At 59.8% G+C, this 19,440-nt stretch carries 13 protein-coding genes; 10 read left to right on the plus strand and 3 right to left on the minus strand.

Translation table 11 applies throughout. The features are described 5' to 3' along the window. Positions 1-56: 56 nt before the first annotated feature. Complete coding sequence (locus BM399_RS08210; protein WP_092866959.1) at positions 57-1,421, plus strand: sensor histidine kinase; 1,365 nt, start codon at positions 57-59, stop codon at positions 1,419-1,421. After that, positions 1,418-2,035, plus strand: a complete 618-nt coding sequence (locus BM399_RS08215; RefSeq protein ID WP_092866961.1) for a response regulator — start codon at positions 1,418-1,420, stop codon at positions 2,033-2,035. Before BM399_RS08210 ends, BM399_RS08215 begins: the two co-directional genes overlap by 4 nt. Before the next feature lie 80 nt (positions 2,036-2,115). Here the strand turns inward: BM399_RS08215 and BM399_RS08220 are convergent, their stop codons facing one another. Together BM399_RS08220 and BM399_RS08225 are read right to left on the minus strand one after the other, a co-directional pair. Beyond that, complete coding sequence (locus BM399_RS08220; protein WP_092866963.1) at positions 2,116-2,646, minus strand: SRPBCC family protein; 531 nt, start codon at positions 2,644-2,646, stop codon at positions 2,116-2,118. A gap of 177 nt (positions 2,647-2,823) precedes the next feature. Further along, positions 2,824-3,627 (minus strand): response regulator, encoded by an 804-nt coding sequence (locus tag BM399_RS08225; RefSeq protein WP_092866965.1) that lies wholly within the window; start codon positions 3,625-3,627, stop codon positions 2,824-2,826. A gap of 248 nt (positions 3,628-3,875) precedes the next feature. Between BM399_RS08225 and BM399_RS08230 the strand changes: the two genes are divergently transcribed. The 5 genes from BM399_RS08230 (at position 3,876) to BM399_RS08250 (ending at position 14,672) form a co-directional block, all read left to right on the plus strand. Beyond that, a complete protein-coding gene (locus tag BM399_RS08230; protein ID WP_092866967.1) occupies positions 3,876-4,115 on the plus strand; it encodes a NepR family anti-sigma factor in 240 nt (79 codons plus the stop codon). Next, positions 4,112-4,648 (plus strand): sigma-70 family RNA polymerase sigma factor, encoded by a 537-nt coding sequence (locus BM399_RS08235; protein WP_092866969.1) that lies wholly within the window; start codon positions 4,112-4,114, stop codon positions 4,646-4,648. Before BM399_RS08230 ends, BM399_RS08235 begins: the two co-directional genes overlap by 4 nt. 154 nt (positions 4,649-4,802) lie before the next feature. Further along, positions 4,803-10,499 (plus strand): HAMP domain-containing protein, encoded by a 5,697-nt coding sequence (locus BM399_RS08240; RefSeq protein WP_092866971.1) that lies wholly within the window; start codon positions 4,803-4,805, stop codon positions 10,497-10,499. Between the two features lie 10 nt (positions 10,500-10,509). Beyond that, a complete protein-coding gene (locus BM399_RS08245) occupies positions 10,510-12,441 on the plus strand; it encodes a response regulator (RefSeq protein ID WP_092866973.1) in 1,932 nt (643 codons plus the stop codon). Between the two features lie 320 nt (positions 12,442-12,761). After that, positions 12,762-14,672, plus strand: a complete 1,911-nt coding sequence (locus BM399_RS08250; RefSeq protein WP_092866975.1) for a glycoside hydrolase family 15 protein — start codon at positions 12,762-12,764, stop codon at positions 14,670-14,672. A 9-nt stretch (positions 14,673-14,681) separates the two neighbouring features. On the opposite strand, the gene BM399_RS08255 is transcribed toward BM399_RS08250, so the two are convergent. Then, positions 14,682-15,743 (minus strand): HWE histidine kinase domain-containing protein, encoded by a 1,062-nt coding sequence (locus tag BM399_RS08255; protein WP_244531153.1) that lies wholly within the window; start codon positions 15,741-15,743, stop codon positions 14,682-14,684. 315 nt (positions 15,744-16,058) lie between these two features. Between BM399_RS08255 and BM399_RS08260 the strand changes: the two genes are divergently transcribed. The 3 genes from BM399_RS08260 to BM399_RS08270 are packed head-to-tail and all read left to right on the plus strand — an operon-like array spanning position 16,059 to position 19,431. Beyond that, positions 16,059-17,534, plus strand: coding sequence for an alpha,alpha-trehalose-phosphate synthase (UDP-forming) (locus BM399_RS08260; protein WP_092866977.1), 1,476 nt, complete (start codon positions 16,059-16,061; stop codon positions 17,532-17,534). A 47-nt stretch (positions 17,535-17,581) separates the two neighbouring features. Further along, the gene (locus BM399_RS08265) at positions 17,582-18,340 is read left to right on the plus strand and encodes an ROK family protein (RefSeq protein WP_244531154.1); all 759 of its coding nucleotides are present in this window, start codon (positions 17,582-17,584) and stop codon (positions 18,338-18,340) included. Continuing rightward, a complete protein-coding gene (locus tag BM399_RS08270) occupies positions 18,337-19,431 on the plus strand; it encodes a carbohydrate kinase family protein (protein WP_092866981.1) in 1,095 nt (364 codons plus the stop codon). The genes BM399_RS08265 and BM399_RS08270 overlap by 4 nt, the downstream gene beginning before the upstream one ends. Positions 19,432-19,440: the final 9 nt, after the last annotated feature.

The following is a 19,440-nucleotide window of genomic DNA, read 5'->3' on the forward strand; positions in this document are numbered from 1 at the left end:
GGCCAATGCGGTGTGGCTCAAAGCTATAATGTTACACAGATCCTGGCGATTTTCGGATGCCTCTCAGACGCCGCCTTCTCGCGCTTGTCGCGCTCGTCTTGGCGTTTTGCCTCATCGCCGGAGGTGCGCTCACCTATTGGCACGGGCTCAGGAAGGTCGATCTCGAGATGTCGTCGGCGATCGACGTCGGCTCTAGCGCCGTCAGCGATGCGTTGTCGACGATCGGCTCGAGCGCGGACGCTCCGGCTCAAGTGCACAGGCTCATTTCGTCGTTTGATGGCGACCGCCACCTCTCCGTGCGCCTTATCTCTCCTAATGGAAAAGTCACCAGCGCTTCGCGCCTTCCGCCACCGTCAGATCCTCCGCCGAGATGGCTTTATTGGCTGCTTTCCGGCTCACCGCGCACGCGCTTGTTCGACATGCCCGGTGAACTGAAGCAATTCGGAACGATCGCGATCGCTGCAGACTCTCACAACGAGGTGGGCGAGGTTTGGGAAGATCTCAAACTGAAGTTCACTATCATCGGGAGCTTTTGCTTTGTCGTGCTGGCCCTCATCTACGCCTCTCTGGGGCGAGCGCTGCGGCCACTCGAGCAGCTTTCCTCGGCGCTCGACCGCGTCGGCCAGGGAGATTATACGGCGCACGTCCCGGAAGACGGACCCCAGGATCTGAAGCTCATCTATCGCGCCTTCAACCGCATGGCCGGACAGCTGCAGGAGTCCGAGCAGCAGAACCAGCGGCTCAACGAACAGCTGTCGACAGTCCAGGAAGAAGAGCGCTCGGAAATCGCCCGCGATCTTCACGACGAGATCGGGCCGTTTCTGTTCGCGGCTGATGTCGACGCGCAGGCGATACCTCTTCTCCTATCGCGGGGCGCGGCGGACGAGGCCGTCGATCGCAGCAAGGCGATCCGGCAATCCGTCCAGCATATGCAGGTGCATTTGCGGGGTGTCCTCAGCCGCCTGAGGCCGGCACTACTCATCGATCAGGGTCTGACGCATGCGGTGGAGAACCTCGTCGCCTTCTGGAAGGCGCGGCGTCCCCAGATCGAATTTCGCATGGATATCGAGGACGCGCGGTACCCGTCTGCGATCGAGGACACGGCATTCCGCATTCTGCAAGAAGGTACCAGCAATGCCGTTCGCCACGGGCAACCGGCGTCCGTCGGGCTCGCCGCGCGGCGAACGGACGAGGGAATGCTGCGTGTCGTCGTCACCGATGACGGCTCTGGAATTACTGCAAAAGGAACACGTGGCTTCGGGCTTCCCGGGATGCGAGAGCGCGTTGCTTCGCTCGATGGGCGGCTCAGCATTGCCGATCGTGAAGAAGGTAAAGGTGTGATGTTGATCGTTGAAATCCCCCTCCCCGCCTCGACCGGCAGTGCCGCGCGGCAAGAACCCCTATCTGAGAGCGCGGCATGAAAATTCTCATCGTTGACGATCACGGCGTCGTTCGTGAAGGCTTGAGGAAGCTCTTCGTCGTGCATTTCGAAGCTACCGTCATCGAAACGGCAGGCCTTGAGGATGCGCTCGCGGTTTACGCGGCCGAGCGTCCGGACGTCGTCGTGCTCGACCTCAACCTCGAAGGCGCGGGCGGGCTCGAAGTCCTGAGGCGGATCGTGGCGGCGGATAGTGCGGCTCGCGTCGTCGTTTTCAGCATGCATCACGAACCGATCTACGCCGTGCGGGCGCTTCGCGGCGGGGCACGTGGCTATGTCAGCAAGAGCGCGCCTGTCGAGGAACTGATCTCGGCCATCCGCAAGGTGCGCGCGGGCGAGCAATACATCGACCGCGATCTCGCGTCTCGCATTGCGGTCAGCCAGATTTCATCCGACGATCCATTGCAATCGCTTTCGACACGCGAAGTCGAAATCCTGAGAATGCTCGGGCAAGGCAAGAGCATGACGGCGATTTCCGACAATCTGGGCATCGCGTACAAGACGGTCGCCAATATCTGCACGCAGATGAAGGTGAAGCTCGGCGTTGACCGCACCGCCGATCTCATTCGCCTCGCAATCGAGACGCTGAAGACGTGAACAAAAGGGCGCCGGATCGACCGGCGCCTTTTTGCGTGCTCTCTCTTTCAGCACGATAGCTTCGCGAGACCGTCCTGCGGTCAGTCGTCCGCCTTGGCGCCGGCCGTCGCTTTGATGTTGTCCAATCCGGCCTTGAAGATGCCTTCGATGACGCCCTTGGCTTCCGCATCAGGTTTGCCTTCAGCGTCGAAAACCGCCGACCAGGCAAAGTTGATCTCGTCCTCGTCATCATCGTCGGGCGTCAGCGCGAACTGAGCCTGATAATTTTTGACGGGCAGCGGGCTTTCGATGATCTCGTAGCGATAGAAGTTCGGCTTCTCGTCCAGAAGCTTTTCCTTGATCTTGCCGCCGTCCTTGAGCGTCAAAATGCGGAATTTCGCGTCACCTTCGGTGACCTCCTCGCAACTCGCAATTGCCGGATGCCAATCCTTGATTCCGCACCAGCCCCCGAACTTGGCCCAGAGCCTCGCCCGCTCTTCGTTCATCTTCGCGGCGTCGACTTTGAGTTCGAGCTTCTTGCCTACCGCGAGGCTTGCGGCGTCGGCGTGCGGAGCAGCGGCTAGCATTCCCGCAACCGCGCCAGCGATCACAAGGCCCTGTGCGAATTTCATTGGACGTAACTCCCTTCTCTTTTTTGCCCTACGCTATTACCGAAAAAACGCGGGTGGCTGCATTCACAACCGTGTTACTTTATTACAAGGAAGTTTTCTACGCCGACGTGGCCGGTGCAGCGGACGACATCACAGCACGGACCCAGCACGCCCCCTGTGCGGGTCGCCCAACTCATTCTAAGCGGCGGCCGTTCTCGGATGGGCTTTGGTGTCGAAAAACAACGCCTGGCTGATGATGGCCATGACCGTGTCGCGCTGGAAGGGCTTTGAAATCAGAAACGTCGGTTCGGGCCGTTCGCCGGTCAGGACCTTCTCGGGGTAGGCCGTTATGAAAATGATCGGCACCTCGCGCTCGGCGACGATCTCTTTGGCGGCCTCCAGTCCGCTGCTGCCGTCAGCGAGCTTGACGTCGGCCAGGATCAGCCCCGGCATCTGACGTTTGACCGCGGCGAGCGCCTCATTCTTCGTCGTCGCGACGTCCTGTACGGTGTGGCCGAGGCTCGTCACGATCGTTTCGAGGTCCATTGCGATCAGCAGCTCATCCTCGATGATCAGGACGTTTGTCGCCACCTGGTGAGCGATTTCCTGCCCAGCGATCTCGAGCAGCTTTTCAACTTCGGGCTCGCCGACTTCCAGAATTCCAGCCGTCTCAGAGGACGTGAAGCCCTCTACCGCGACCAGCAGGAAGGCCTGCCGCGGCAGCGAGCTTATGGAATTTATGCGCCTCTGGGCGGCGCCGAGAGAATTCGGGCCGTCCTCCGCGCCTTGTCCGTCCAGACGGACGGAATTCCATACCCGCAGAAACATATGATAGAGCGCCATCCGCGGCGGCATGTTCGCTGGAAAATCGGACGGCGTGGAAACCAAGCTTTCAAGCAGCGTGGCAACATAAGCGTCACCCGTTTGCTGAGCGCCGGTCAGCGTGCGCGCGAACCGCCGAAGGTACGGCAAATGCACGCGGATCATCTGGGCAATCGACATAATTCCTGAGCCTCCCGAACCAGCCAGATGAGCTTTTTTCAACTCTCTGGAACCACCAGCTCCACCGCGTGTTTCTGCATGGCGGCCAATATGCACCGTAACACCAACGCGGGACCAATCGGGACGGTTCCCCCTCAGGAACAAATTCTCTCGCGCCACGTTCGGCAGACGAGCCCCACATCAGAACTTTCCTAGAGGAGTTTGTCCCAATCGGGGCCAATCATGAACTTCAAGGGCAAATAGCTATCATGCAGCAGCGCCTCGACCCGCCTGATGATAGCGCGCGGACCGAAGATGAATTTCCGAATTCCGAGCGCCATCCGGAGCTCGATGTTGCACAGCCTGCGGTTCCGCAGCTTCCAGGCTTCGCAGCGCAGCTGATCGGGCAGCGCATGCGAGCCATGTACGACAACATCGCTCAGGAACCTGTACCTGACGACCTTCTCGATCTCGTTCGCCAGCTCGAGAGCAAGGAGCAGTCAAAGTGACAGAAACTCCAAGCTTCGGCGACGCCCTCATACAGGCGATCCCAAATCTCCGGGCTTTCGCTCATTCACTCAGCGGCGATGCGCAGCTTTCGAACGACCTCGTGCAGGAAACGCTTTTGAAGGCCTGGACGCACAAAGACTCGTTCGTGCCCGATTCCAACCTGAAGGCCTGGCTCTTCACCATCCTTCGCAACACGTACTTTACGCATTACCGCAAATCGCAACGCGAAGAGCTCGATGAGGATCACGCGGCCATGAACGCAAGCGTTCCGGCCACGCAACTTACCCACCTCGAATTCGACGATATGCAGAAAGCCTTGATGCGATTGACGGCCGATCATCGCGAGGCGTTACTGCTGATCACGGCGGAAGGATTTTCCTATGAAGACGCAGCGAGGGTCTGCGGTTGTGCGGTCGGCACGATGAAGAGCCGCGTCAATCGGGCTCGCAGCCGGTTGCTCGAGGAGATGACGGGGCGGCCGGCAACGGAAGATCACGGCCACGAGCCGTTCAAAACTTCGACCAGCCGCTGAGACCGGGGCGCCGAAGTCCCAAGGGGCCGACGCCGCATAAAAAAGACGGATAACGAGCCTCAGTAGGTAGAACTTGTGCTGTCCAAGAAGCCGGGAACTATTTTTCGGGGCCGGGCGTTGTTTGGGGTTAATTGTGACTCGCGGGGAGTTGTATATGTCGGAGCAGATTGTCGCCGTTGGGTCCGACCGAATAACTTCGGGGCCGGGCAGCATTCTGTTCGAGATGCTCCAAACACTTCAAGCGGTTAAGGCCGGCGATTTTAGCGTCCGCATGCGCGGCGATTGGGAAGGTCTGCCCGGAAAAATCGCCGACACGGTCAACGACATTATTATTACCAACCAGCGCATGGCGAACCAGCTTCAGCGCGTTGGCCAAGTCGTCGGCAAGGACGGCCTGACGAACGAGCGCGTGAGGCTCGGTCTTGCGCACGGCGCCTGGGGCGAGATGGAGCAGTCGGTCAACTCGCTCATCGACGACCTGCTGCAGCCAACGACCGAAGTGACGCGCACGATCGAAGCCGTGGCGCAAGGCAACCTCTTGCAGCCGATGCGTCTCGACGTGGACGGGCGTCCCCTCAGGGGCGAGTTCCTGCGTTCGGCGACCATCGTCAATACGATGATCAAGCAGCTTTCGGTCTTCACATCCGAAGTGACGCGCGTTGCGCGCGAGGTCGGCACGGAAGGCAAGCTCGGCGGGCAGGCGCAGATTCGCGAGGTCACCGGCGTCTGGAAAGACCTGACCGAGAGCGTCAACTCGATGGCCTCGAACCTGACCGCTCAGGTCCGCAACATCGCAGACGTTACGATCGCAGTCGCGAACGGCGACTTGTCGAAGAAGATCACGGTCGACGTGCGCGGCGAGATCCTGCAGCTGAAAGAAGCCATCAACACGATGGTCGAGCAGCTTCGCTCGTTCGCTGCCGAGGTGACGCGCGTGGCGCGCGAGGTCGGCACCGAAGGGCGTCTCGGCGGTCAGGCCGTCGTGCCGGGCGTCGGCGGCACGTGGAAGGATCTTACCGACAACGTCAACCTGCTCGCCGCAAACCTGACGACGCAGGTTCGAAACATCGCCGAAGTGACGACGGCCGTGGCGCGCGGCGACCTTTCGCGCAAGATCACCGTCGACGTCAAAGGCGAAATTCTCGAGCTCAAGAACACCATCAACACGATGGTCGATCAGCTCAACGGCTTCGCCTCGGAAGTGACGCGCGTCGCGCGCGAAGTCGGCACGGAAGGCCGCCTCGGCGGTCAGGCCACGGTGCCCGGCGTCGCCGGTACGTGGAAGGATTTGACCGACAACGTCAACTCGATGGCCGGCAACCTGACCGGACAGGTTCGCAATATCGCCGAGGTCGCGACGGCAATTGCGCGCGGCGACTTGTCGAAGAAGATTACCGTCAACGTGTCGGGTGAAATCCGGCAGCTGAAGGAAACCATCAACACGATGGTCGATCAGCTCAATGCCTTTGCTTCCGAAGTGACGCGCGTCGCGCGCGAAGTCGGCACGGAAGGCAAGCTCGGCGGACAGGCCCAGGTGTCGGGCGTCGCGGGAACGTGGAAAGATTTGACCGACAGCGTCAACTCGATGGCTTCGAACCTCACGACGCAGGTTCGCAATATCGCCGAGGTTTCGACGGCGATTGCGAGCGGCGACTTGTCGAAGAAGATCGATGTCGACGTTCGCGGCGAGGTGCTGGAGCTGAAAGAGACCATCAACACGATGGTCGATCAGCTCAATGGTTTCGCCTCGGAAGTGACGCGCGTTGCGCGCGAGGTTGGCACCGAAGGCAAACTCGGCGGTCAGGCGACCGTGCCGGGCGTCGCCGGTACGTGGAAGGACTTGACCGACAACGTCAACTCGATGGCGGGCAACCTGACGGGTCAGGTTCGCAACATTGCCGAGGTGACGACGGCCGTGGCGCGCGGCGACCTTTCGCGCAAGATCACCGTCGACGTCAAAGGCGAAATTCTCGAACTCAAAAACACCATCAACACGATGGTCGATCAGCTCAATGCCTTTGCTTCCGAAGTGACGCGCGTTGCGCGCGAGGTGGGCACCGAAGGCAAGCTCGGCGGCCAAGCGCAGGTGTCGGGCGTCGCCGGTACGTGGAAGGATCTCACCGACAACGTCAACTTCATGGCCGGCAACCTGACGGCCCAGGTTCGAAACATCGCGGAAGTGGCGACGGCTATCGCGAGCGGCGACTTGTCGAAAAAGATCACCGTCGACGTGCGCGGCGAGATTTTGCTGCTCAAAGAAACGTTGAACACGATGGTCGAGCAGCTTCGCTCGTTCGCGGCTGAAGTGACGCGCGTTGCGCGCGAGGTCGGCACGGAAGGGCGTCTCGGTGGCCAAGCCGTCGTGCCGGGCGTCGGCGGCACGTGGAAAGACCTCACCGATAACGTCAACCTGCTCGCCGCAAACCTGACGACGCAGGTTCGCAACATCGCCGAAGTGACGACCGCTGTGGCGCGCGGCGACCTTTCGCGGAAAATCACCGTCGACGTCAAAGGTGAAATTCTCGAGCTCAAGAACACCATCAACACGATGGTCGATCAGCTCAACGGCTTCGCTTCGGAAGTGACGCGCGTTGCGCGCGAGGTCGGCACCGAAGGACGCCTCGGCGGTCAGGCCACCGTGCCCGGCGTTGGCGGTACGTGGAAGGATTTGACCGACACCGTCAACGTCATGGCGGCGAACTTGACGGAACAGGTTCGCGGCATCGTGAAAGTCGTGACCGCGGTTGCCAACGGCGACCTCAAGCCGAAGCTGACCGTCAAGTCCAAGGGCGAAGTCGCGGCACTGGCCGAGACGATCAACGACATGACGGACACTCTGGCGCTCTTTGCCGATCAGGTGACGACGGTCGCGCGCGAAGTCGGCGTCGAAGGCCGTCTCGGCGGCCAGGCGAACGTTCCGGGCGCTGCCGGCACGTGGAAAGATCTCACCGGCAACGTCAACCTGCTTGCCGCAAACCTCACGACACAGGTCCGCGCGATCGCAGAAGTGACGACGGCGGTGACGAAAGGCGACTTGACCCGCTCCATTCAGGTCGACGCGCGCGGCGAGGTGGCCGAACTCAAAGACTACATCAATACGATGATCGGGAATCTGCGGTTGACGACGCAGCTCAACACCGAACAGGACTGGCTAAACACAAACCTCGCCCGCTTCACGAGCATGCTGCAGGGGCAGCGTGACGTCATCACCGTCGCGAGAAAGCTGCTGTCGGAACTTGTGCCCCTGATCAATGCGCATCAGGGCGTTATCTACCAGTTCGATGCCACGCGAAGCGAGCTGAAGATTCTTGCAAAGTATGCCGACGATGTGGACGTTCGATATCCCGAGAGGCTCGAGCTTGGTTCGAGCCTCATCGGACAATGTGCGATCGAAAAGAAACGCCGCGTCCTGACGGACATTCCGGAGCCGACGGCCAGCATCGACGCCGTTGTGTTCAAGGCCCCTCCTCGCAGCGTCATCGTGCATCCGATCACGTTCGAGGATCAGATTAAGGCCGTCATTTCGCTCAGTTCTCTGCAGAATTTCGAACCGGCTCAGCTGATGTTCCTCGAACAGCTATCGGTCAGCATCGGCGTCGTTCTCAACAGTATCGAAGCGACGATGCAAACGGAAAGCCTGCTCATGCAGTCGCAACAGCTCGCCGCCGAGCTTCAAGACCAGCAGAAGGCGATGCAGAAGACGAACGAGGAGTTGGCGCAGAAGGCGCAACAGCTCGCCGAACGCAACGTCGAAGTCGAACGCAAGAACGAGGAAATCGATCAGGCCCGCCGCGCCGTCGAAGAGAAGGCCGCCGAGCTCGCGCTCACATCGCGGTACAAATCCGAATTCCTCGCGAACATGTCTCACGAGCTTCGGACGCCGCTCAACAGCATTCTCATTCTCGGGCAGCAACTGACCGACAATCCCGACGGCAACCTCTCCGACCGGCAGGTCGAGTTCGCGCGGACAATTCATGGCGCCGGCACGGATCTTCTGAATTTGATCAGCGACATTCTCGATCTTTCGAAGATCGAATCCGGAACGGTGTCGGTCGACGCCGAAGAGATTGCGTTCAACGGGCTGATCGAAGCGGTTGCCCGGCCGTTCCGTCACGAGGCAGAGCGCCGCGCGCTCGATTTCCAGGTCGTCTTCAATGCCGATCTCGGGAAATCGATTTTTACGGACTCGAAGCGCCTGCAGCAGGTGCTGAAGAACCTGCTGTCGAACGCATTCAAGTTCACACGCGAGGGTCACGTTCGGCTGACGGTCAAGCCTGCGACCGGAAAGTGGGGGCCCGATCATCCGATCCTCTCGGCGGCGCAGACCATCGTCGCCTTCGAGGTGCAAGATTCAGGGATCGGCATTCCTGCCGACAAGCAGAAGCTCATCTTCGAAGCGTTTCAACAGGCCGATGCGAGTACGAGCCGAAAATACGGCGGTACCGGACTTGGCCTCGCGATCAGCCGCGAACTCGCGCATCTTCTCGGCGGCGAGATCCAGCTCCGAAGCGAACCCGGAGTGGGCAGCGTGTTCACGCTTTACCTGCCGCTCCGCTACGCGTCGCTGGCGAGCGAGGTTCGGACCAAGCCCGATTCCGTCGCTCCAGTGCCGGTCCCAATGTCACTCGCCGGTCCGCTGCCGCCGCCGATCGAAGACGATCGCGACAACATCGCGGCCGGAGATCAGGTTCTTCTCATTGTCGAGGACGATCCGAACTTCGCGCGGATACTGCTCGACGCGGCGCACGAGACCGGATTCAAGGGCATCGTTTCTCAACGCGGCATCGATGCCATGACGCTCGCGACCGATTTCAATCCGACCGCCATTTCGCTCGATATCCATCTTCCGGACGTGCTCGGCTGGTCGGTTCTCAGCCAGCTCAAGCACAACCCGCTCACCCGTCATATTCCCGTTCAGGTCCTCACCCTCGACGACGATCGTCATCACGGGCTGGCACGTGGCGCATATTCGTTCCTTACGAAGCCACTGCAGACTGAGCAGCTGAAAGCGGCGTTACGCAAGATCGGCACATTCTCCGCTTCCAGAACCAAGAAATTGCTGATCATCGAAGACGACGCTTCCGAGCTGTTGAGCGTCTCGGTGCTGCTCGAAGATAGCGACGTCGAAATCTTGACAGCATCCAGCGGAAATTCCGCCATCGAAATTCTAAAAAGCGAGAGCGTGGATTGCGTCGTTCTCGACCTCAAACTCCCGGATATGTCGGGTTTCGAAATCCTCGAACACATGAGCCGTCAGGATGCGATGCGGGATATCCCCGTCATTGTGTTCACAGGACGAGAACTGTCGAGCGAGGAGAACTTGCAGATACGGCAATACGCCCGTACGATCGTGGTCAAGGGCGTGGAATCCCCCGAGCGTCTTCTCGACGAGACCGCGCTATTCCTGCACCGTGTCGTTACCGAACTTCCGGCCGAGAAGCAGGAACTATTGTCTCGGCTGCACGAAACAGACGACTATCTGATCGGGCGCAAGGTTCTTCTGGTTGACGACGATGCGCGAAATATTTTCGCGTTGAGCAGTCTCCTCGAACGTCGCGGCATGGAAGTCCTGACGGCGACAACCGGATTGGAAGCGATCGAGACCTTGAGCAAGACCGATGTTTCGATCGTCTTGATGGATATCATGATGCCGGAGATGGACGGTTATCAGACCATGCAGAAAATTCGGAGCAGCGAGAAGAACCAGCGGCTGCCTATCATCGCACTCACTGCAAAGGCGATGAAGGGCGACCGCGAGAAATGTCTCGAAGCCGGCGCATCCGATTATCTCGCGAAGCCTGTCGATACGGAGCAGTTGATTTCCGCGTTGCGCATGTGGCTGCACCGTTGACGGGGAAACCATGACAGGCCAATCCGCTTCGACAGAACCCGTCAACATACTTCTCGTCGATGATCAGCCGGGAAAGCTGATGACGTATGAGGCCATTCTCGATGGCCTCGATGCGAACCTCATCAAAGCGACGACCGCGGAAGAAGCTCTGACCGCGCTGCTCAAAACGGACATCGCCGTTATCCTAATGGACGTTTGCATGCCGGATCTCGATGGCTTCGAGCTGGCGGCGATGATCAGAGACCATCCGCGGCACGAGAAGACCGCGGTCATATTCATCTCGGCGGTTCGCCTTGAAATCGACGACCTGCTCAAAGGTTACCGGACGGGCGCGGTCGATTACGTGTCGGTTCCGGTCGTGCCGGAAATTCTCAAGGCGAAAGTCCAGATCTTCGTCGAGCTCTACAGAAAGAGCCGGCAACTCGATACGCTCAACGCCGAACTCGAGGAGCGCGTGCGCCAACGCGCGCTGCAGCTCGAAGAATCCCATGCCCGTCTGCAGGAGAGCGAAGAACGGCTTCGCCTTGCGAGCGAGGCCGCGAACCTTGCAACATTCGAATTCGACCAGAGGGCGCAGACCCTGCAATGGTCGGCCAATATCTCCGAGGTTCTTCATAACAACCTGCCGGAACATCAAACCTTCGAGTCGTTCGTTCAGTTCGTGCACGAAGACGACCGCGAAATGGTCCGCAGCTATGTTCGCACCGCAAATTACGCGGAAACGACGGCCGAATTGGAATTTCGCGTAACGGGTGCGCGCGGCGTTGCATGGATTCTCGCCCGTGCGCGCGCCTTCAGCACCGGCAACGCAGAGACACCGCGCGTGCTTGGAACGCTGCTCGACATCACCGATCGCAAGTCCGCCGAGAGCCATCAGCAGCTTCTCATGGCCGAACTCGATCACAGGGTGAAAAACATTCTCGCCAACGTTGCGGCGATTGCCCGGCTCTCGAGTTCCAATGCGGTTTCCGTCGGATCATTCGCATCGGCGCTCGACGGGCGCATTCATGCAATGTCGGCTGCGCACGACCTTTTGCGGCAGAGCAGCTGGACGGGCGTCGATCTCCACGAACTCGTTCAGGGAGCGCTGGCGCCGTTCCGCTCGCGATCGGACAACGACATCGTCGTCGACGGCGAGCGCGTCCGGCTGACATCGAAGTTCGGTCAGTCCATGGCTCTCGTGCTGCACGAGCTCGTCACGAACGCAGTAAAACACGGCTCGCTTTCGGCACCCGGAGGAAGGGTTGCCATCGGCTGGTCGCGGATCCCGACGCCGGACGGCGACAAGATCGGGTTCTCGTGGCGAGAGAGCGGAGGTCCGCTTTGCGCCAAGCCCGAGCGCAACGGATTTGGGCTAGCCGTCATTCGCAGCGCTGCATCGGAATGCGGCGGCGTCGCTGAAATGAATTTCGCATCGGAAGGTTTTCAATTCGACTTCCAGGGCGAGCTGTCGACACGGACACACATGGTTGGCACACGCCACATCGCGATTGTGCCGAAAGCGCGGGGGCCGCTGGTGGCGGCCAACATGCCGGCGCCTCATCGTCCCTGTCGCATCCTGCTCGTCGAAGATGAAGCCCTCATCGCCATGCAGCTGAAGCTCGATCTCGAGGCGGAAGGTCATACCGTGCTTGGGCCGATTAGCCGGCTTTCCGATGGTCTCAAGGCTGCCGCCGATTCCAATTTCGACATTGCGTTAATCGACATAAATCTTGGAGCGGACAACAGCGCGCCGATAGCTGAAATCCTCGACCGGCGCCGGATCCCGTTCGCTTTCACCACGGGATACAACGATCTGGTGTTTCTGCCGCCACGGCTCAGGGATTACCCGCATCTGACGAAGCCCTACAATCCGGCGGATGTGAAGGATCTCGTGACCATGCTCGCGTATGGCGCCGAGGAGCGCCGCTCGGCCGATAGCGCTTCCAACCAAGTCGCGTAAATACCGCCGCCCCTGTGGGAATAGTGGACGGCTTCGACGCACACGATCGAAATGGATAACGGCGCGTTACTTAAGATCGCTCGTCAAAAGTCAGACATCTCGCTCTTGAAATGCCCATTTGTTGGCCCGATTTCCTACGAAGACATCGCCTTCTCGGAGCCTACTATATAAATTGGGCCGGACGCCCTGAAGCAGGCTCATCCCGTGATGCATGTCTCCGAGCGCTCCGGACGTCGACCCTGCCATCGTGCGCCGCAGGCAACCATCGCCGTCGCTTCGGAGTTGTTCCCGTTTGCACGTTTCACTCCTAGGGGGACCTGATGACCCTGTCCACTTCCCATCCTTATCGCTCGTCACTCGACGTCGCGGCGATTGGCAACGGGCGCATCGCTGCGCTCATTGATCAGAGCGCGCGCATCGTCTGGTGGTGCTTTCCGCGGCTGGATGGCGATCCAATCTTTTGCCGGTTGCTTGCCGGTGACGAGGAAAAAGGTTTTTGCGACGTCGTGCTCGACGGGCAGGTCTCGGCGTCATCGTATTACATTCGCAACACGAGCATTCTCGAGACGATCCTGATTGCCGAGAATGGCGCAAGCGTCAAAGTGACGGACTTCTGCCCGCGCTTCTGGCGCTACGACCGGCCCTTCCATCCCGCACAGCTCGTTCGCCGGATCGAACCGCTGAGAGGACGGCCGCGAATTTCCGTGCGCGTCAGGCCAACGTCCAATTACGGCCAGCCTGTCACCAACTCCTCGTACGGGTCTAACCACGTTCGCTACCTCTGCGGTTCCTCATCCGTTCGCGTCACGACCGATCTTCCGGTATCTTATATCGCGCACGAGACGTCGTTTTCGCTGACGCATCCGGCGACGCTCGTTATCGGCGCGGATGAGCCGATCGAAAGCTCGATCGATTCCATGTCGCGAGAGTTTCTGGAACGGACGCGCGATTTCTGGGTGACGTGGGTGCGCGGGCTTGCCGTCAGCTACGAATGGCAGCCGGAGATCATACGCGCTGCAATTTCGCTGAAGCTCTGCACCTACGAGGAAACGGGCGCAATCACAGCGGCCCTGACGACGTCGATACCGGAAGCGCCGAATACTCCCAGAACGTGGGATTACCGGTTCTGCTGGCTACGCGACGCATATTTCGTCATCCGCGCGCTCAATCGTTTGGGCGCCACGCAGTCGATGGAAAATTATCTCGACTACATCACGACGGTCGTCTCGGACACGCAGAGCCCCTTGAAGCCGGTATATGGCATCGTCCACAATGATGCGGCTCAAGAGAGCATCGCCCCGCACCTGCAGGGCTTCCTCGGCATGGGACCCGTGCGCGTCGGCAATCTCGCGTCCGACCAATTGCAGCATGATGCTTATGGCAGCGTCATACTCGGCGTCGCTCAGATGTTCATCGATCAACGCCTGCCGCGGATGGGCGACGTCAGCCTTTTTCGCGAGCTTGAATATCTCGGCGAGCATGCCCGCCGTCTCTATCTGGAACCGGATGCGGGCATATGGGAGTATCGCGGGCGGATGCGCATTCATACGCATTCCGCAGTGTTGTGCTGGGTCGCTTGCGACCGCCTGGCCCGGATAGCCACGCTTTTGGGATTGGGCGAGCGCGCCGTCTACTGGAAAGAATCCGCCGACAAAATCCGGGCAGAGATTTTGAGCAGAGCGTGGAGCGACAAGCGCGGCTCGTTTACGGGCGCGTTCGATCACGAAGAACTCGACGCCAGTGTCTTGTTGCTGGCCGATCTCGGTTTTCTGCCGCCGAGCGATCCGCGCTTCGTCAAGACGGTCAACGCCGTTGGCCGGGAATTGATGCGCAATGGTTTGATGCTGCGTTACGCAGCCGAGGACGATTTCGGCTTACCGGAATCGGCGTTTCTTGCATGCCAGTTCTGGTACATCGACGCGCTCGAATCCGTCGGACGCAAAGAGGAAGCGCACGGGCTTTTCTGCGAACTTCTCAAGAAGCGCAACGCATTTGGCCTCATGAGCGAAGACCTCAATCCCGCAACGGGGCAATTGTGGGGTAACCTTCCGCAGACCTATTCCATGGCCGGGATGATCAATTCGGCGATGACGCTATCGAAGACATGGGAAGACGCCTGGTCGAGCGTGACGCCAAAACACGATGTAAACCCCATTGAACAGGAGCGGGCCGAGCGCGAGCCTTCCTCCGCAGGCCTGCATCTGCCGCGCCGATCGCTGAACGTCAGCTGAGCTTCGACGTCAATAGAGCGAGGCTGCGCGGCCGCGCGTGCGCCGCGTCGTCGTCTGTTTCAAGACGGCGACCATGCGGCAGCGAACGCCCTGTTCATTGAACTCTCTCTCCACCTGCGCGCTCGGAAATCCGCTATCGATCAACGTGGTTCCAAGCCCTCGCCGTTCCGGGGCCGAGACGCGCGGGCCGCCTCGTTCGTCCCAGACAAGCTCGAAGGACATTTCATCCTCATCGATTTTGCTCAGGGTCCATTTCGCGCTTACCGTTCCGCGCGCATCGGACCAGGCGCCGTATTTGATCGCGTTCGTTCCGAGTTCGTGAAGCGTCAACGCGAGCGCGCTTGCGACGTCGCCCGGGATGATCGTATCCGGCCCGCCCATCTCGAACCGTTGCGTGCCGGGCGGCACCAGAGGCTTCAACGTTTCGGCGATCAGCTCACGCAGTGAGGCGCCGACGAAACTGCGCGTCGCGATCAGGTCCATCGCATTGCCCATCGCCGAGAGACGCCCTGCGAGCGATTGGGCAAAGCCGTCTACGTCGCGGCTATACCGCGCCGATTGGCTGACGAGACCAGCGATGACCGCGAAGGTATTTTTCAGGCGGTGGCGAAGCTCGATGTTGAGCTGCTCGAGTTGTAGCTCTCCCAGCGCGCTGTCCTGAAACAAGGCTTCGTTGCGCGCCCGCTCGTTCATCAGACTCTCGACCTTTCGATTGAGGAGATGAACGACTGCGATGATGAAGAACGAGAGGACCGCGAAGCTTCCAAGAGCAACGACCGTCGCGGGTGTGATCTCGCCCCATCCGGGACCCGGCAGGAAAAAATACCAGCTAAAGAAAAACGACGCTGTGGCGACCAGCAAGGCGGGCCCGGTTCCCGCGACGAGAGCCGTGACGAGGATCGCCAGAAAGAACGTCAAGAACGGGACGGTGTCCTGCAACCATCTCGATAGCCCCATCCGCGCCAACGCGGCGAGGGCGAAAATCGCGATGCCTATCGGATAGGCGTAGAGTGCCCGGCGCCGCAGACGCGGAAACACACGTTCGATCAGATTGTCGACGAGTTGAACCATTCGCCCCACGAACGGCCCTGCGCCTCCATCCAGCATTCCGGCGGAGCTCAAGAGCCGTCGCCGTCCCCCATTTGCGTTAAACCCCGTAGCTATCACGAATTGCGCGCACTTGCGAGGGCTGGACTGCCCACCGCGGCAAAGAATGCGCGTCGTAGCCGGCCTCTCTGCGTCACGGACCCAAGCAGAACAGGCTTAGAACAGTGCGTCCGGCCGAAAAAGGGAACCCTTAGCAATCCCGGGGGTTTACACGCAGGTGCAATGCCACGCGGGGGTCTGGCTTTTACCAAGCTCACGCGTCGGACAGAAGGAGTTATCGTGGCCAGGCTTGTCATGGTTTCGAACCGGGTCATCGACTTCAACGTGGCTCAGCAGGCAGGTGGAGTCGCGGTTGCGATTTATAACACTCTCGCACGTCAGAGCGGTTTTTGGTTCGGTTGGGACGGACAAATCGTCGATAGCGATTGCGCAGAGATAAAAGTCTCCCGCGCGAACGGCCATATGACGGTAACAGAGCCGCTGACGCCTGCGGATTATGCCGAATATTATCTCGGCTATTCGAACTCGGTGTTGTGGCCGGTGTTTCACAACCGTCTCGATCTCGCGCAGTTCGAGGCCGGCTATTATTCCCGTTATGTGGCGGTGAACGAGCGCTTTGCGGCTCATCTCGCGCCCCTGATCGAGCCCGACGACGTGATCTGGGTGCACGATTATCACCTGTTGCCGATGGCGCTCGAATTGCGCAAGCTCGGCATAGAAAATCCGATCGGCTATTTCCTGCATATTCCAGTCGGGCCAGCGCAGGCTTTACTCGCAATTCCGGAAAACAAGGAAATTGCCAGGGCGCTCAGCGCCTACGATCTTATCGGGCTACAAACGCAGTCAGATGTGCGCAATTTGATCGACTTTCTTCAGCAAAGCGTCTTCGGGAGGCTCTTGCCCTCGGGCCGCATTCGCGTTTTCGAGGCAGAGCTCGATATCGGGTGTTTCCCTGTCGGCATCGATCCGGCCGATTTCGCGTTCGGTCCCGGCGAGGTGGAGGCCTTGAAGGCGGCCGACACATCCGAGACAAATCGGATCATCGGCATCGACCGGCTGGATTACACCAAGGGCCTTCCGCAGAAATTCCGCGCTTACGGAAAATTCCTCGACGAATATCCAAACTATCGCCGGCGTATCGTGCTGTCGCAATTTGCGCCGCCGACACGTGAAAGCGTCGAAGCCTATGCCGACATCAAGGCCGAGCTTGAGTCCCTCGCCGGCTCGATCAACGGCCGCTTCGGCGAACTCGACTGGGTGCCGATCAATTACATTCACAGGACCATCCCCCGTGCCGAGCTTCGCGATGTCTATCGCTTATCCCGCATCGGGTGGGTGACGCCGCTTATGGACGGCATGAACCTTGTCGCGAAAGAGTTTATCGCGTGCCAAGATCCGGCTGATCCTGGCGTCCTCATTCTTTCGAAGTTTGCCGGCGCCGCGGCGCAGCTCACCGACGCGGTCCTCGTCAATCCGTATGACGTCAACGATATGGTGCAAGGCTTGCGGATCGCCCTCGAAATGCCGCTCGATGAACGGCGCGAGCGCCACGACCGGTTGCTCAGCGGCATTCGGAAGAACGATTCAAACGACTGGAGTCACAGCTATTTCTCGGCCCTCATGAAGGCCGGGCAGCGCCGCTTCGCGCGCTCGCCGAAGTCACCGCCCGAGATGGGGCAAGCTCTCGAACGATTGCAGAGTTCAGCCAAAAAAAACATCCCGCCGAGCCGACTAACGGCCAACGTGGTGACATAATGGGTGTCATCATGGATAGAATAAGCATTCCCAACCGGGATGATGCCATGTCCAATCCGAACATTCTGTGCGTGGACATAGGCGGGACGCTGGTCAAGACGGCGACGGTCAACGCCTCCGGTACGTTGATATCGGATTTTATAACGACGCAGACACCCAAGCCGAGCACGCCGGAAGCCCTCGTCAGCCTGATTACCGATATCGTGAAGACGTTGCCGACGTTCGGGCGCGTTTCGGTCGGTTTTCCCGGCGTGGTTGGACGAGAGCACATCAAGACGGCGCCAAATCTCGGCACGCAACATTGGACCGGCTTCGACCTCGAGAACGAACTCGGGCGGGCGTTCGGCGTGCCGGTTCGCGTGCTGAATGACGCCATCGTCTACGGCTTGGGCGTTGCCAAGGGACCTGGCCGCGAATGCGTGTTGACGTTCGGAACCGGCATGGGTTGCGCACTTTTCTGCAATGGGACCGCGTTCTTCGGTCTCGAGCTTGGCCAGCACAACGCGAACGACGAAACCAACTATGACCAGTATATCGGTCACGCCGCGTATCTGGAACTTGGCGACGAGGCTTGGAATGAACGGGCGAAGCGCGTGCTCGCCGCTGTGCAGGCTCTAACCAACGTCGATCATCTCTACATCGGCGGGGGCAATTCGCGGCGCATCACATTCGCGCTTCCGCCATGGGCCAGCGTCGTTCCACCGGCGAGTGGAATTGCAGGCGGTGCGCGCCTTTGGCGATCTGAAATGGACCAGTGGTTCAGGCAGTCGAGTAATCTTGTCGGGGAACGTACGGAGTCGAGATGAACGTCCTCACCATTGGCGGCGCAATGGTTGATACGATCGTCACGATTGCGAGCGACAAGATCGAACAAGTCAAGATGCGCAATGCCGAGAGCTCGTTCCTTCTTCTCGAAGAAGGACACAAGACGGAGGCGGAGGAAATCGCATCAAGCTGTGGCGGCGGGGCGGTGAACGCGGCGGTTGCGGCATCCCGCCTCGGGCATCATACATCCATCATCGCCAAGATCGGGCGGGACGATAAAGGGAAAACCATACTCGGCCTGCTCCGCGCCGAGGGCGTCGACGTGTCATGGATTGCCGTCGACGATCGAGAGCCGACGGGATCGTCCGTCATCATTTCATCGCACGACAGGAACGCCGCGGTCTTTACTTACCGTGGCGCGAACACGAAAATCGAAGCCAACGATCTGCCACACCAGGCATTCGCAGGCCTTGACCTGGTTTACGTAGCCAACCTAAGCAATCAGTCGGCGAACTGCTATCCGCTCGTTGTCGAACACGCGAAGTCTGCGGGCGCGCTTCTTGCCGTCAATCCCGGCGTGCGCCAACTCACCGCCCGTTTCGACGATTTTTGGCACAGCCTCAAGCACATCGATATCCTCTGCGTGAACCGTGCCGAAGCGCAGACCTTGATGCCGCGACTCCTGCAGTCATTCGGCGACGGCGGCGCCCCGCTCATCGCGAAAAACGATGAGCCTATTCCGCCTCTTGCCAAACGTGGCCTGCGTAGCGGCGGCTACGAAATGTCGTTGGTTAAATTCCTCGGCACGCTGATAGAGCTTGGCGTCGGCGTCATCGTGCTTACTGACGGTGCGAATGGCGCATTCATCGCGCGGGCTCAGGAACTTCATTACCGTGCTGCGGAGCATGTCGTCGCAGCGGCAACGACGGGCGCCGGGGACGCTTTTTCCTCAACATTCGCGTGCTATCTTGCAGATACTCAAGATCCTGGACGCGCACTGAGTGCGGCAGCAATCAATGCAGCCAGCGTCGTGAAATTCATCGACACCCAAACCGGTCTCCTTACCAGGGCGGCATTAGAGCGAGAAATCGAACGCGCCAGCGAGGCGCCGCTATTTAGTTTTTCCATTTGAGCAGGGGAA

This window comes from Hyphomicrobium facile, from assembly GCF_900116175.1.
GTDB lineage: Bacteria > Pseudomonadota > Alphaproteobacteria > Rhizobiales > Hyphomicrobiaceae > Hyphomicrobium_B > Hyphomicrobium_B facile.